The organism is Polaromonas sp., assembly GCF_039932935.1.
GTDB lineage: Bacteria > Pseudomonadota > Gammaproteobacteria > Burkholderiales > Burkholderiaceae_C > Polaromonas.
Genome location: NZ_JBDTPB010000020.1, coordinates 1 through 15,102 on the forward strand (window position 1 = coordinate 1; position 15,102 = coordinate 15,102).

General features: G+C 63.4%; 9 protein-coding genes and 1 pseudogene. 7 read left to right on the forward strand and 3 right to left on the reverse strand.

Going from position 1 to position 15,102, the window contains the following annotated elements; translation table 11 throughout:
• A pseudogene (locus ABI546_RS03025) lies at positions 1-353 on the reverse strand (glutamine-synthetase adenylyltransferase); the annotation flags it as partial.
• A gap of 67 nt (positions 354-420) precedes the next feature.
• Between ABI546_RS03025 and ABI546_RS03030 the strand changes: the two are divergent.
• From ABI546_RS03030 to ABI546_RS03055, 6 genes are all read left to right on the forward strand, one after another.
• A complete protein-coding gene (locus ABI546_RS03030; protein ID WP_348043976.1) occupies positions 421-4,632 on the forward strand; it encodes a YhdP family protein in 4,212 nt (1,403 codons plus the stop codon).
• Positions 4,633-4,634: 2 nt separating this feature from the next.
• Complete coding sequence (locus tag ABI546_RS03035; RefSeq protein WP_348043978.1) at positions 4,635-5,441, forward strand: carbon-nitrogen hydrolase family protein; 807 nt, start codon at positions 4,635-4,637, stop codon at positions 5,439-5,441.
• Between the two features lie 10 nt (positions 5,442-5,451).
• Positions 5,452-7,545: an ATP-binding protein gene (locus ABI546_RS03040; RefSeq protein ID WP_348043980.1), complete on the forward strand. Its 2,094-nt coding sequence runs from the start codon at positions 5,452-5,454 to the stop codon at positions 7,543-7,545.
• A gap of 10 nt (positions 7,546-7,555) precedes the next feature.
• Complete coding sequence (locus tag ABI546_RS03045) at positions 7,556-8,182, forward strand: response regulator (protein WP_348043982.1); 627 nt, start codon at positions 7,556-7,558, stop codon at positions 8,180-8,182.
• 105 nt (positions 8,183-8,287) lie between these two features.
• Positions 8,288-9,538: an MltA domain-containing protein gene (locus tag ABI546_RS03050; RefSeq protein ID WP_348043984.1), complete on the forward strand. Its 1,251-nt coding sequence runs from the start codon at positions 8,288-8,290 to the stop codon at positions 9,536-9,538.
• A 26-nt stretch (positions 9,539-9,564) separates the two neighbouring features.
• Entirely contained in the window at positions 9,565-9,900 is a 336-nt protein-coding gene (locus tag ABI546_RS03055; protein WP_348043986.1) for a hypothetical protein, read from the forward strand.
• Between the two features lie 4 nt (positions 9,901-9,904).
• Here ABI546_RS03055 and ABI546_RS03060 read toward each other — a convergent pair whose 3' ends face one another.
• Both ABI546_RS03060 and ABI546_RS03065 read right to left on the reverse strand, forming a co-directional pair.
• Positions 9,905-10,576 (reverse strand): hypothetical protein, encoded by a 672-nt coding sequence (locus tag ABI546_RS03060; RefSeq protein ID WP_348043988.1) that lies wholly within the window; start codon positions 10,574-10,576, stop codon positions 9,905-9,907.
• A 135-nt stretch (positions 10,577-10,711) separates the two neighbouring features.
• Positions 10,712-11,197, reverse strand: coding sequence for an Lrp/AsnC family transcriptional regulator (locus tag ABI546_RS03065; RefSeq protein ID WP_348043990.1), 486 nt, complete (start codon positions 11,195-11,197; stop codon positions 10,712-10,714).
• A 186-nt stretch (positions 11,198-11,383) separates the two neighbouring features.
• Between ABI546_RS03065 and ABI546_RS03070 the strand changes: the two genes are divergently transcribed.
• Positions 11,384-14,950, forward strand: a complete 3,567-nt coding sequence (locus ABI546_RS03070; protein WP_348043992.1) for an indolepyruvate ferredoxin oxidoreductase family protein — start codon at positions 11,384-11,386, stop codon at positions 14,948-14,950.
• Positions 14,951-15,102 lie beyond the last annotated feature (152 nt).

The window sequence follows — 15,102 nt, forward strand, 5'->3', positions numbered from 1 at the left end:
GTTTCGCCGCCGGGCCGCCCCAAGGCGAAATGCGCCCCCTCGGGGGGCAGCGCAGTACGCGAAGCGACAAGCGTGGGGGCTCCTGTTTCGAAAGCGCCGTCGCAGTCAATCACCACCAGCCTTTCCATGACCAATTGGCGCAACACCCGCAGAGCCGCGCCGGTTGACATGCCCTGTGCCAGCAGTGCATCCAGTGCCACCTGCATGCTGGTGCGTACGGGTGCGCCCGGGAGCAAGAGGGGTAGCTGATCGGCATAGCGCCGGCGGATGCGTTGAACGAACCGTGAATAGCCCGACGCGGCCGGCCCGGCGGCAGGGAGGGTGTCAGGGCTGGCGGTTGGAGCGACGGTCATCACACTACTTCACAAAACTTCATGGTTCGCCGCCGGGCGACGCTGGCCCCCGGCGGTCATAATTCTCATGTCAATGGAGCCAACGATCCCCAGCCCGCCTACCCTGCTGCCGCAACGCCTGCGGTGGCTTGCCTTCACCATGCGCATAGTGCTGTGGCTTGTTGCCGCGGCCTGGGTGCTCTTCGGCCTGACCTTGTTCGTGCTGCATGGCTGGATTGTGCCGCGAATCGGCGAGTTTCGTCCGCGCCTGGAAATAGAAGCCAGCAAGGCGCTGGGGGTGCCTGTACGCATCGGTGGCATCACCGCGCATTCCCGGGGCATGATCCCTTCATTCGAGCTGCGCGATGTCACCCTGCTCGACGCACAGGGGCGCGAAGCCCTGCGGCTGCCGGTCATTATTGGGGCCCTGTCGGCATCCTCGATCTGGGGATTGGGTTTCGAGCAGCTGTATATCGACAAGCCCGAGCTGGACATCCGCCGCACGGTGGACGGGAAAATCCATGTCGGCGGGCTGGACGTTTCACAAGACCGGGACGCGGGCCACAGCGCCGCCGCCGACTGGTTCTTCTCGCAAACCGAGTTCGTTCTGCGCGGCGGCACGGTGCGCTGGACCGATGAAATGCATTCTGCGCCACCCTTGGCACTGACGCAGGTTGACTGGGTCATGCGCAATACGCGGCGGCGCCACCTCATGCGTCTGGATGCCACGCCACCGGCGGAATGGGGTGACCGCTTCACTGCCCGGGGCGTGTTCCGCCAATCCCTGTTGTCCAGCGGCGCCGGCGACTTTGACGCCTGGACCGGCCAGCTCTTTGCCGAGTTCGGCCGGCTGGACGCTTCCCGCATCCGGCCCTATGTCAACATGGATGCGCTGGGCGTGGTGCTGACGCGCGGAAATGGCGCGCTGCGCGCCTGGGCGGATGTCACCCAGGGCCGGGTCATTGGCGGCACCGCGGATGTGGCGCTGCAGGACGTTGACGTCAAACTGGGAACCAGGCTCCAGCCTTTGGCCTTTGATTCCGTCGCGGGTCGCGTAGGAGGCAGCCAGCGCGCCAACGGCTTTGACTTCAATACCGAAGGCTTGCGTTTTCGTACCCGCGACGGCCTGCAATGGCCGGGCGGCAATGTAGCCCTGACGCACACCGGGGACGAAGCGGGCGCTGCGCAACACACCGAACTCAAAGCGGACAAACTCGATCTTGACGCACTCGCGCAGATCGCCAACCGCCTGCCGCTGGATGCTTCCGTCCACGGACTCATCGCCTCTTTCGCCCCGAAGGGGCTGGTCGAAACCGTGGAGGCGCGCTGGCAGGGCCCCATGGATGCCCCCGCCGCCTACGCGGCCAAAGGGCGCGTTGCCGGGCTCAGCCTGGCGTCCCTGCCGACCCCGACAGGGGTGCCAGCGGGGCATCCCAGACCCGGCAGGCCGGGAATCCGCGGGGCGTCCATTGATTTCGACCTGACGCAAGCCGGTGGCCGGGCCGGGGTCAAGATACTCAAGGGATCATTGGACCTGCCGGGTGTGTTTGAGGATCCGCTGGTGCCGTTCGACCAGCTGTCCGTCGACGTGCAATGGAAGTTATCGGGCCGGAAAATCGAAGCCCAATTGAACAACCTGCGATTTGCCAATGCTGACGCGCAGGGAGAAGCGCAGGCCGCATGGCACACGGACGATGCGGCTTCTGCCAAACCGCCCAGCGGCGATGGCGTGGATGGCAGATTCCCCGGTGTGCTGGACCTGCAAGGCGTTTTAAGCCGCGGTGATGGCGAGCGGGTGCATCGTTATCTACCGCTGGTATTGCCCGAACGGGTACGGCACTATGTGCGTGATGCGGTGGTGCAGGGAGAGGTCAGCGAGGTGAAGTTCAAGGTCAAGGGGCCGCTGGCGCAACTGCCTTTCGCCAATCCGGCGCAAGGCGACTTCCGGGTCACCGCCAAGGTGCGCAACGGGCACCTCGCCTACGTTCCCAAGTCCATCCAGCCGGCTGGAGCGGCAGGGTGGCCCGCTTTGACCGACCTCAGCGGCGAACTGGTGTTCGATCGCGCGACGCTTGAGGTCAATGGGGTCACCAGCAAGGTCAATGGCCTGCCCGGCCTGCAACTGGTCAAGGGTGACGCACGCATTGCGGATCTGACTCACGATGCAACCGTCGAGGTCAATACCGATCTCAAGGGTCCGCTTGCCGACGCGCTGGGGTTTGTCAACCAGTCTCCGGTTGCCGGCATGACCAATCACGTGCTGGACCGGGCGGTTGCGGGTGGAGCGGGCGAATACCGTTTCCGGCTGGGATTGCCGATCCATTCAATCGATAAATCCCGCGTTGACGGAACCATCACACTGTCCGGCAATGACTTGCAATTCGGCGCGGATACCCCGCCGCTGACAAAAATCAAGGGCGTGGTCACCGTGAATGAACGCGGCTTTGGTGTCACAAACGCCCAGGCGCGGTTGCTTGGCGGCGACGTCCGTTTTGAGGGCGGCACGCGGGCGCAAGCTCGACCGTCTGGCGGTGTAGAGGGAGAAAACGTGGTGACATTCAAGGCGCAGGGTGTCGTCACTGCTGAAGGATTGCGCCAAGCCCCGGAGTTGGGAGCTCTCTCTCGGATAGCCCAAAATGCCACCGGCAGCACAGCCTATACAGCCTCGCTGGGTTTTCGGCGCGGCGTGCCTGAGCTGACGGTTGCCAGCAGCTTGCAGGGCGTGGCCCTCAACCTGCCCGCTCCCCTGAATAAAACGGCAGAGGCGGTGCTGCCGCTGCGGTTTGAGAACGCCCTGTTGCCGGGCTCCATGGGCCCCGGGCAAAAGCTGGAAGACCAGCTGCTGGTCAGCATAGGCCGAGCGGCGTCCATCATGTATGTGCGGGACGTCAGCGGCAGCGAACCTCGGGTGATACGGGGCGGAATCGGCATCGGGCTGGAGCCAGGCGAGGCGGTGCCGACGCAGGACACCGGCGTGGCGGCCAATATCAACCTGGCCTCTGTGGACCTCGACGCCTGGCAAAAAATATTGACCGACTCCTCCTCTGGCAGCGCGCTCCAGGCGTCTGCGCCAGTGGCGGCCGCAGCGGCAATCAACCGGGCCGCCGCAAGTGCCTCGCTGACCTACCTGCCGACCTCGATGGCTATTCGTGCCAAGGAGCTGGTGATTGAAGGGCGCAAACTGAACAACGTGGTGGTCGGCGGCTCACGTGAAGGCCTGACGTGGCGCGCCAATATTGATGCGTCAGAGCTCAACGGCTATGTAGAGTTTCGCCAGCCTGGCGGCATAGGTGCAGGGCGCGTCTACGCGCGGCTGTCGCGCTTGAGCCTCGCGCCGGGTACGGCCACCGACGTGGAGACTCTCCTGAACGAGCAGCCCGCCAGCATTCCCGCGCTGGATATCGTGGTGGAAGACCTGGAGCTGCGTGGGAAAAAACTCGGGAGGATTGAGATCGACGCCGTCAACCGGGGCGCCTCCGCTGCGGCGCGCGAGGGTGTGCGGGAGTGGCGTTTGAACAAGTTCAATGTGATCCTTCCCGAGGCCGTGCTGACGGCTACGGGCAATTGGGTGGCGATCAATGCGCAGAGCATTGCGGCAGGCGCGCCGCGCAATGTGCGAACGGCTGCCGAGCGCCGCCGTACCGTGATGAATTTCAAGCTGGACATTGCCGATTCGGGTGAGTTGCTCAAGCGCTTTGGCATGGGCGAAGTCATTCGACGCGGCAAGGGGCGTCTCGAAGGCCAGGTGGCCTGGATCGGCTCGCCGCTCAGCCTGGATTACCCGAGCCTGAGCGGGCAGTTCAACGTCAACGTCGAATCGGGGCAGTTCGTCAAAGCGGACCCCGGCATCGCGAAGCTGCTGGGTGTGCTCAGCCTGCAGTCATTGCCGAGGCGGCTGGCGCTGGATTTCCGGGACGTTTTTTCCGAAGGTTTTGCCTTTGACTTTGTCCGCGGAGATGTCAATATCAATCAGGGTGTGGCCTACACCAATAACCTGCAGATGAAGGGCGTGAATGCGGCTGTGCTGATGGAAGGCACTGCCGATATTTCCAAAGAGACACAAAGCATCAAGGCGGTCGTGGTGCCGGAAGTCAATGCGGGGACGGCCTCGCTGATTGCCACGGTCATCAACCCGGCTATCGGCCTGGGCAGCTTTCTCGCCCAGATGTTCCTGCGCCGGCCGTTAATGCAGGCGGCAACCCAGGAATTCCACATCGATGGAACCTGGGCGGACCCGAGAATCGTCAAAATCGATCGCAAGGCACAGGCTGCAGCAGAGCCTGTTCAGGAGGCTCGCTAACCATGAAGATCGCTGCCATCCAGATGGTTTCCGGCACGCGTGTGCAGGACAACCTTGCCGCTGCGCGTTCGCTGCTTCAGGAGGCCGCGGCCCAAGGCGCCGAACTGGCCGTGCTGCCGGAGTATTTTTGCATCATGGGCATGAAGGACACCGACAAGCTGAAAGCCCAGGAGAGTGTTGGAACAGGCGCAATACAGGATTTTTTGAGCCGGGCGGCGCGAGAGCTCGGCCTGTGGGTTGTAGGCGGCACGCTGCCGATGGCCACGTCCGATCCTGCGCGGGCACGCAATTGCTCGCTGGCCTACGCGCCCACGGGCCAGTGCGCCGCACGGTACGACAAGATCCATCTTTTCCGCTTTGCACAGGGGACGGAAGACTACGACGAGAGGCGTGTGCTGGAGCCTGGCGCGCAGCCGGTGCGCTTTGATCTGGCGTCCCGCGACGGCCACACCTATGCCGTGGGCATGACCATTTGCTATGACCTGCGGTTTCCCGAACTCTACCGCGCCCTGCAGGCCGACGTGTTGCTGGTGCCCAGCGCATTTACCTATACGACCGGGCAGGCACATTGGGAGGTGCTGCTGCGCGCGCGCGCCATAGAAAACCAGGCCTACGTCATTGCGGCGGCGCAAGGCGGCACCCACGAGAACGGCCGGCGTACCTGGGGCCACAGCATGCTGGTGGACTCTTGGGGGGAGGTGCTGGGTCAGCAGGCACAAGAGCCGGGTGTCGTGCTGGGCGAGGTCGTGCACGCCCATATGGCAGGCGTGCGAAGCCGTCTGCCGGCATTGCAGCACCGCTTTTTATGAGGCTGGCGGCGTGAGGTTCCCGTTTGCCGGGGGAGTCGGCCGCGCCAGCCGGCGCTGGTCTCTGTGGGCCTTGCTCGTGATGCTGGTGGTCGCCTTGCTGGGCATCCTGGTGTGGCTGGCGGGACGCTATGAGTCCAGCATGGTGCAAAGCCGGCTGGAGCATGACGCTGCAGAAGCCGTGACAGACATCCGCTCGGGCCTCACACGCAACATTCAGAGCTTGCAGGCCCTGCAGTCCGCCGACCGGACGCCGGACTCCTGGCATGCATCAGCCACCGAATTGCTTCGCGAACGCCGCGAAATCATGCGGCTTGAATGGCGCAATGAGGCGCTCAACGAGATCGGGTTTGTCGAAACGCCCTACCGCACTTCCGTGTTCGAGCGGCTGGGGCGCGGCAGCCTTCAGGCCGACGTCAGCCTGACCTGCACCACCGCGCGGCGCCTCAGTGGCGCGGCTTACTCCACCAGCTATTTCATGCCGCAGCGCGATGGGTTGGGCCTGGAGGTACTCGATATGTGCCTGCCCATCATGGTGGCCGGGCGCCTCGCGGGGTATAGCGTGGTCACTTATTCGCTGCAGGACATGCTTGCCGAGCTGGTGGGTCGGCAACTGGCCCGGGGCGTCGGCCTGTCTTTCACCGAAGCCGACGGCACGCGTCTGGCCCTGCATGGTGTGCCTTCGCGCGGCAGCCGGATCTACATTGCGCAGCAGCTGCTGGACCTGCCCGGCAATACGCTGGTGGTCAGAATGGAAAGCCGCCTGGGCACGCCGGCGCTTTTTCCCAATGTGCTGACTGCGCTGGTTACCGCCATGTCCCTCGCGTTGCTTGCGGTGCTGTACCTGCTGGCCAGGGATATGCGCCGCAGGCTGAAGGTCGAGCATGATCTCGGCGAGGCTCTGGCCTTTCGCAAAGCCATGGAGGACTCGGTGCTGACGGGGCTGCGTGCACGTGACCTGCAGGGGCGCATCACTTATGTGAACCCGGCGTTTTGCAAGATGGTCGGGGTGGACGCGAAAGACCTGCTCAACCAGAGTTTTCCGTCGCCGTACTGGCCGCCCGAGCTGGCCGGCGTTTATCAGCAGCGCCAGGAAATCCGGCTGGCAGGCAATAGCCTGCCCCGGGAGGGACACGAATCCGTGTTCATGCGGCGCGACGGTACGCGTTTTCCAGTGCTAATCATGGAAGCGCCGCTGATCAACGCAGTGGGAAAGCACACCGGCTGGATGAGCGCCATTCTGGACGTCAGCGAACAGCGCAGGGTGGAAGAGCTTTCCCGCGCCAGCCAGGACCGGCTGCAGGCGACCGCACGGCTGGCAATGGTCGGCGAAATGGCCTCGCTGCTCAGCCACGAACTCAACCAGCCGCTGGCCGCCATTTCAAGCTATGCCACCGGCTCGCTCAACCTTCTGCAGGACGGCATGGACGGCGAGGAGGCTTTCGCCGTAAAAAGCGGCACCGCGTTGCCGCCGCTGTCGGAAGACCTGCAGCAGGCCATGCGCCGCATTGCCGAGCAAGCCGAACGTGCGGGAAAGGTCATCAAGAGCGTGCATGACTTCGTGCGGCGGCGCGACCAGGTGCGTGAAGCGGTGAACCCACGCGCCCTGCTCGACGCCATCATGCCATTGGTGACCCTGCAGGCGCGCAAACTGGGCGTGCGTGTGGTGATCGAGGTGGACGAAACCTGCGCGCCCGTGCTGTGCGACCGCACCATGGTCGAGCAGGTGTTGCTGAACCTCTCACGCAATGGCATGCAGGCCATGCAGGGTGCTGCGCATGAAGACCAGGCCGCAAATCCGGCGCTGCTGGAAAAAGTGTTGACATTGCGGATCCGGCCTGCCGCATCGAACGCTCAGAGTCGCTGGGTCGAGTTTTCGGTGGCGGATCGTGGGGACGGCATTCCCGCAGAGGTGGCCGAGCAGTTGTTCACGCCGTTTTTCACCACCAAGGAAGAGGGCATGGGACTGGGCCTCAGCCTGTGCCGAACCGTGATTGAGCAGCACGGCGGTTTTCTCGGGTTTGAGCCTGCCCAGCCACGAGGTACGATTTTCAGTTTCACCTTGCCCGCTGCCTTGCCGCATGATGCGGGGACGCCAACCGCCTGAAGGACCCTGCATGGAACCCATTCAAAACGCCACGGTCTATATCGTTGACGACGATGCGAGTGTGCGTGACGCGCTGGCCTGGTTGTTGCGGTCGCGCCGCCTGCTGAGTGAAACCTTTGACAGCGCCGAGGCATTCGATGCCCGGGTATCGCAGCGCTTCACGATCCAGTCGCCTTCCTGTGTGCTGCTCGACGTGCGCATGGCCGGCCTGAGCGGGCTGGCCATGTTCGAGAAGCTGATTGCCTACGGCTTGTTGCCGACCTTGCCGGTGATTTTTCTGACAGGCCATGCCGACGTTCCCACGGCGGTTGACGCGGTCAAGCGCGGCGCCTTTGACTTTTGCGAAAAACCTTTTTCAGACAATGCGCTGGTAGACCGCATTGAGCAGGCGCTCAACCATTCCGCCGGCGCATTGGCACAGCACAGCGAGTCGACCGGCCTGCAGGCGCGGCTCGACGGGCTGACTGACCGGGAGCGCGATGTGATGCGGCTGGTGGTGGGCGGGCTGCCCAACAAGCTGGTGGCCGACCAGCTCGACATCAGCGTGCGCACGGTTGAGGTTCATCGGGCCCGGGTTTTTGACAAAATGGGCGTGAAGTCTGCCGTGGAGCTGGCCAATCTGCTGCGCAACCTGTAGTGCGGTGCCGGGGGCTATTTTTCTCGGGGCTCTGCCGGGGCTTCCGAAGAGGCCGGGTCTTTCAATTCGCCATTTTTACGGCCTGAAAACATCGTCCACCACACAATGAACACCAGCAGCAGCAACGCCCCCAGGGCTTCGAGCAAAAGTAGGGCCATGACATTTCCTTGGATTTCAAAACAAGCTTCGGCGCCTGGGACAAGAGTCACCCGCGCGGCGGGACGTGTGGCAATTATCGCCATGGTGGCCCTGCTGGCTTCTTGTGCAAGCCCGCCGATGGCGCCTTTGCCCGGCCCTGCGGGCGAACCCACAGCGCCGGGGGGCCGCGCGGGTGATACAGGCCCCTTGCCAGCGCCCATGGCGCAGGGGAAAAGCCGCTGGGTCGCGGTTCGCTGGGCCGAGTTGCCCGGCTTCGAAGAAGACGCGCTGTTTGAAGCCTGGAACGCCTGGCTCAAGAGCTGTGAGCGGCCGGGCCCGGTGTTTGCACCCCTGTGCGGCGAGGTCCGGCGCCTCAGCATCGCCTCCGCCGACGAGCAGCGCAACTGGATGGTCAGGCGGCTGCAGCCCTACCGGGTGGAGAGCCTCCAGGGCGCGGCTGATGGATTGCTCACGAGCTATTACGAGCCGGTACTGAAGGCCAGCCGGCAGCCCGGCGCGGGTTACGAAGTGCCGCTGTACCGCACGCCGGCGTCGCTGGGCAGCCGCAAGCCGTGGTTTTCGCGGCAGGAAATCGACACCTCGCCTGAGGCCCGGGCTGCGCTGAAGGGCCGTGAAATCGCCTGGCTGACGGATCCGGTCGAAGCGATGTCTTTGCACATCCAGGGCTCGGGCCGGCTGAACATTACCGAAGCCGACGGATCCCAGCGCGTGGTGCGGGTGGCCTATGCGGGTTCCAACGAGCAGCCGTTTCGCAGCGTCACCCAGTGGCTGCTGGACCAGGGTGAAGGCCGCATGACCACGCCCTGGGTCGAGTCCACCAAGGCCTGGGCCGCAAGGAATTCTCCGCAGCGCGTGCAGCAAATGCTGTGGAGCAACCCGCGCTACACCTTCTTCCAGGAGCAGCCGCTGAGCGACCTGGACAGCGCCTTCGGCCCCAAAGGCGCACAGGGTGTGGCACTGACACCGGGCCGCTCGATTGCGGTTGACCCGGCCAGCATTCCGTATGGCACGCCGGTGTGGCTGGCTTCCCGTGGCGGTGCCGCCAATTTGCAAAAGCTGGTGCTGGCCCAGGACACCGGCAGCGCCATTGTGGGGGCCGTCAGGGCCGATTATTTTGCCGGTACCGGGCCTGAGGCAGGCCTGCTGGCGGCGCGTGTCAATCAGCCGCTGCGCCTCTGGGTGCTCTGGCCCAAGTAACTTGAAACCATGCCGAAGGAGATCTCATGAAACAGCACCTGACCCGAATGAGCCTTGCCTTGGCGGCGTTGACAGGGGTTTTGGTACTGGCAGCTTGCGCGGGTGGCGGGCTTTCGTCCACCGCGCGCTACCGCTGTGAACAGGGCATGGAATTTAACGTGAAGTTTGTGGACGACACCGCCATTCTGGACGCCGCCAGCGGCTCGAGCCTGCTGTTTCGCGATGCCGGCGGGCAGGGGGCACAGCAGACGGTCTACAGCAACCCGCAAATGCGTGCGGAGTTTGGCCTGGGTGCCAACGGGCGCGAGGCGATGCTGCGTTACCCGCTGCTGCCGCTGACGACGCGCTGCGTTCGTGATTGAGGCCCTAGCGCACCGTCATTCGCACCTCGACCCGCACGCCCTCACGGCTGGCCGACTGGCTGCTGCCCGTGAGGCCGTTGTTGCTGCCGCTGAGGGCGTCGTCTGACTGCGCCACCGTGACCCATTCATTCAGGGGCAACGCCAGCGCCGTGCTGGCCGACGAGGTGGATGGCAGCGCCGAGCCGGAGCGCATGCTTTGCGCCGCGGCGAGTTCCAGCTCCGCGCTGTCGCCACCGCGCCAGACTGGCCGCGCCGAGAAGCCGCTGTTGGCCTCGATGAGCACCGTTCCGCCGATATAACGCACGACGCCGTTCTGGACAAAGGTTTGCACCAGTCGCAGCGGCCGGCTGTTTCCCAGGTTGATGTTGACGTTGCGGCCATTGAGAACCAGCACGCGTTGCATCAGATCGCGCGAGTCGCTGCGCTGGCTGTTCTGGGCGGTGATGTTCACATTGGCGCCCGAGTTGCCCGGCTGCAGCACCACGCCGCCCTGCGCGCCCAGCGCCTCCCTGGAGCTGCTGCTGCCCCGCACCTGACGCACTTCAATCTGCAGGTTGCGCATCGGCAGTGTTTCCGTGCTTGCTCCTGAATTGATAGCTGGTTGCGCACGCAGGCCGGGGGCCAGGGCCATAAAAAGCATCAAGATGATAGAGGCGGAACTGGAAAATGGCTTCATGCGGGCTCCTTGAGGCGTTGTCTTGCCGGTTTTTTATGCGCCGGCCGCTGTCTACATTGCAGGTCAATAATGCTATCAAATAAATAGCTGGTTGCGCTTGTCAGTAAAGGGCTGCGGCCACTATTGGCTTGAATTTTAGGCTGCAACCCGGGTCAGGTGCCCGAGCGGCAAGGCGCTGCTTGCCTTGACCTCGCCCAGCGAAAAACTCGTGTGCAGGTCTTTCACGTTGGGCAGATTGATCAGGTTTTGCAGCGCAAACTTGCTGAAAGCCTCCAGGTCTTGCGCCACCACCTGCAGCTCAAACGTGCCGGTGCCGCTGATGTAGTGGCAGGAGACGATTTCCGGCAATTTCTTGATAGCTTCTTCCAGCTGGCGCGTGGCGTCGCCGCTGTTGCGGTCCGCATCCAGCCGTACGAACGCCAGAACGCCCAGCCCGATCTTGTGGCGGTTGATCTCGGCCCGGTAGCCGGTAATGAAGCCCGATTCTTCCAGCGCCCGCACCCGCCGCCAGCAAGGCGCGGCCGACAGGCCGACGCGGGACGCCAATTCCGTGTTCGTCAACCGTGCGTCGACTTGCAGCTCATTCAGGATGGCGATGTCAAACTTGTCTAATGTTTCCATATTTAGCATTTTGCAGCAAGATTCTTTCTAGAACCAGCCTAAATTGGGCAAACAAAGCAAAGACATATCAGGGGTGACGGCATACACTTTGCATGCACTTAGAGGGCTGGCCCTAACCGAGTCTGATCCTCTCAAGAAACCTGCCCACGAGGCGGTATTAAAAAACAGTCCTGGAGACCCACGAACATGAACGCGCCCCTACCCGAACACATCCGCAAGGCCCTGGAAACCGTCACTCTCGACGACAAATACTCGTTAGATCATGGCCGCGCCTTCATGAGCGGTGTCCAGGCGCTGGTCCGCCTGCCCATGCTGCAGCGCACGCGCGACGCCATCGAAGGGCTGAACACTGCGGGTTTTATCAGCGGCTACCGTGGTTCACCGCTGGGCGGCTATGACCAGGCGCTGTGGGCCGCCAAGAAGCACCTCGCCGCGCAGAACATCGTGTTCCAGCCCGGCGTCAATGAAGAGCTGGGCGCCACCGCCGTCTGGGGCACGCAGCAGCTGGATTTGTACCCGCAAAGCAAAAAGTTCGATGGCGTGTTCGGTATTTGGTACGGCAAGGGCCCGGGCGTAGACCGCTGTTCCGACGTCTTCAAGCACGCCAACATGGCCGGCACGGCCAAGCACGGCGGCGTAATTGCGATTGCCGGCGACGACCATGTCTCCAAAAGTTCCACCGCCGCCCACCAGAGCGACCACATATTCAAAGCCTGCGGCTTGCCGGTGTTCTTTCCGTCCAATGTGCAGGACATTTTGGACATGGGCCTGCACGCCTTTGCCATGAGCCGTTTTTCCGGCGTCTGGTCGGGCATGAAAACCATCCAGGAGGTTGTCGAATCGTCCAGCTCCGTGCTGGTCGACCCGGATCGCGTGAAGATCATCATTCCCGAAGATTTCGCCATGCCGCCCGGCGGCCTGCACATCCGCTGGCCTGACGCGCCGCTGGAGCAGGAAGCCCGGCTGATGGACTACAAATGGTATGCGGCGCTCGCGTACATCCGCGCCAACAAGCTCAACTACAACGTGATCGCCGGCCCGAAAGACCGCTTCGGCCTGATCGCCAGCGGCAAGGCCTTCAACGACACGCGCCAGGCCCTGGCCGACCTGGGCCTGGATGAAGAGACTTGCCACCAACTGGGCATTCGCCTGCACAAGGTCAATGTGGTCTGGCCGCTGGAGGCCACCATCACGCGCGACTTCGCCGAAGGCTTGCAGGAAATCCTGGTGGTCGAAGAAAAACGCCAGGTCATCGAATACCAGATCAAGGAAGAGCTCTACAACTGGCGCGCTGACGTACGCCCGAATGTGCTGGGCAAGTTCGACGAACCCGAGGGCGACGCATCGGGCGGCGAGTGGGGCCGCTCCAACCCGAGCGACAACTGGCTGCTGCGCGCCAAGGCTGACCTGACGCCGGCCATCATCGCCAAGGCAATCGCCAAGCGCCTGAAGAAGCTGGGCGTGCCCTCCGACATCATTTCCCGCATGGATGCGCGCTTGGCCATCATCGAAGGCCGTGAGCGGGCACTCGCCGAAGGCAAAGCCGACACCGGCGAACGCGCACCCTGGTTCTGCAGCGGCTGCCCGCACAACACCAGCACGCGCGTGCCCGAAGGCTCGCGCGCCGTGGCTGGCATCGGCTGCCACTACATGGCGACCTGGATGGACCGCTCCACCTCCACCTTCACCCAGATGGGCGGCGAAGGCGTGACCTGGGTGGGCCAGGCGGCCTTCACGACCGACGAACACATCTTTGCCAACCTGGGCGACGGCACCTACTTCCATAGCGGGCTGCTGGCGATACGCCAGGCCATCGCTTCGGGCGTGAACATCACCTACAAAATCCTTTACAACGACGCGGTCGCCATGACCGGCGGCCAGCAGGTCGGTGAGCGGCCCGAAGGCCATTCGGTGCTGCAGATCATGCAAAGCCTGCGCGCCGAAGGTGTGGCCAAGCTGGTCATCGTGACTGACGAGCCGCAAAAATACGACGGCGCCGCGCTGCTGCCAGGCGTGACGGTGCATCACCGTGACGAGCTGGACCGCATCCAGCGCGAATTCCGCGAAATCAAGGGCACGACCGCCATCATTTACGACCAGACCTGTGCGACGGAAAAGCGCCGCCGCCGCAAACGGGGCACTTTGGTGGACCCGGAAAAACGCGTGGTCATCAATGAGCTGGTGTGCGAAGGCTGCGGCGATTGCTCGGTGCAGTCGAACTGCCTGTCGGTGGAACCCCTGGAAACCGAGTTCGGCCGCAAACGCCGCATCAACCAGAACACCTGCAACAAGGATTACTCCTGCGTGAAGGGCTTTTGCCCCAGCTTTGTCACCGTGGAAGGCGGGCAGCTGAAGAAGCCCAAAAAAGACAAAAAAGGCGCCCCCAGCAGCCTGTTTCCGATCCCCGAACCCGTGCTGCCGGTGGCTGAAAGCGCCTGGGGCATCGTGGTGGGCGGCGTAGGCGGCACTGGCGTCATCACCATCGGCCAATTGCTGGGTATGGCAGCCCACATTGAAGGCAAGGGCGTGGTCACGCAAGACGCGGGCGGCCTGGCGCAAAAAGGTGGAGCCACCTGGAGCCATATCCAGATCGCCAACCGGCCGGAAGCCATCTACACCACCAAGGTCGATACGGCCAAGGCGGATCTGGTCATTGGCTGCGACCCGATCGTGGCGGCCAGCAAGTACACGCTGACGGTGATGCAGCCTGGCCGGACCTATGTGGCCATGAATACGCACGGTACGCCAACGGCCGCTTTTGTGACCAACCCCGGCTGGCAGTTCCCGGGCGGCAATTGCGAAAGCGCCGTGACGGCCGCAGTGGGTGCTGACTTGCTCGGCAGCTTCGATGCCGAGCAAGTAGCAGTGCAACTGGTGGGCGACTCGATTTACACCAACCCGCTGATGTTGGGCTTTGCCTGGCAAAAAGGGCGTGTGCCTTTGTCGCATGCCGCGCTGATGCGCGCGATTGAGCTCAACGGCGTGCAAATTGACAACAACAAGTCCGCGTTCGAATGGGGCCGGCGTTGCGCGCACGACCTGGCGTCGGTGCAGGCCTTGTTCAAGGCGGCGCAGGTCATCGAATTCGTGAAGAAGCCGGGCCTGGCCGAAATACTGGCGAAACGGGTGGAGTTTTTGACGAGCTACCAGAACATCGCCTACGCCCAGGCCTATCAGGCGTTTGTCGAAACAGTGCGGGCGGCTGAAGCGCCGCTGGGCAAAACCTCGCTGACGGAAGCCGCGGCACGCTATCTGTTCAAACTGATGGCCTACAAGGACGAGTATGAGGTGGCACGCCTGCACACCGATACCGCCTTCCTGGGCAAGGTCAACGCGATGTTTGAAGGTGACTTCAAGCTGAACTATCACCTGGCACCGCCTCTGATTGCCGCCAAAAACGACAAAGGCGAGCTGCAAAAACGGCAATTTGGCCCCTGGATGCTGGGGGCTTTCAAGGTGCTGGCCCGGCTGAAAGGCTTACGCGGCACGCCTCTGGATATCTTTGGCCGCACCGAAGAGCGCCGTACCGAGCGTGCCCTGATTGAGGAGTACAAGGCCAGCCTGCAGGAAGTCATGGCTGGCTTGACCCCTGAAAACCACGCCACGGCACTGGAAATCGCACGCCTTCCTGAAATGATCAAGGGTTATGGCCATGTCAAAGCGCGTCACCTGGCCGCGGCGCGGCCCCAGTGGGCGGCGTTGCTGACCTCCTTTCGTACCCCGGGATCAACCGCTCAGCGACAAGCGGCCTGAGTGCTGAGGAGGCGGGCCACCCTGTTGCGCCCGCCTTCCCGGCTTGGTGTTCTGCCCAAGTCCGGCCAGATCGCGCGCGCTCCGGCTTGAAAAGCCCCTGGAGTGCGCCAGTTAACGCTTTGGCGGTGCCCTGCCGCATACAATCGTGGACC

Bases quoted from the DNA above. Each gene is read 5' to 3' on its own strand.
- ABI546_RS03055 (WP_348043986.1), top strand. From the start codon at position 9,565: ATGAAACAGCACCTGACCCGAATGAGCCTTGCCTTGGCGGCGTTGACA.
- ABI546_RS03030 (WP_348043976.1), top strand. From the start codon at position 421: ATGTCAATGGAGCCAACGATCCCCAGCCCGCCTACCCTGCTGCCGCAA.
- ABI546_RS03050 (WP_348043984.1), top strand. From the start codon at position 8,288: ATGAACACCAGCAGCAGCAACGCCCCCAGGGCTTCGAGCAAAAGTAGG.
- ABI546_RS03070 (WP_348043992.1), top strand. From the start codon at position 11,384: ATGAACGCGCCCCTACCCGAACACATCCGCAAGGCCCTGGAAACCGTC.
- ABI546_RS03065 (WP_348043990.1), bottom strand. From the start codon at position 11,197: ATGGAAACATTAGACAAGTTTGACATCGCCATCCTGAATGAGCTGCAA.
- ABI546_RS03035 (WP_348043978.1), top strand. From the start codon at position 4,635: ATGAAGATCGCTGCCATCCAGATGGTTTCCGGCACGCGTGTGCAGGAC.
- ABI546_RS03045 (WP_348043982.1), top strand. From the start codon at position 7,556: ATGGAACCCATTCAAAACGCCACGGTCTATATCGTTGACGACGATGCG.
- ABI546_RS03060 (WP_348043988.1), bottom strand. From the start codon at position 10,576: ATGAAGCCATTTTCCAGTTCCGCCTCTATCATCTTGATGCTTTTTATG.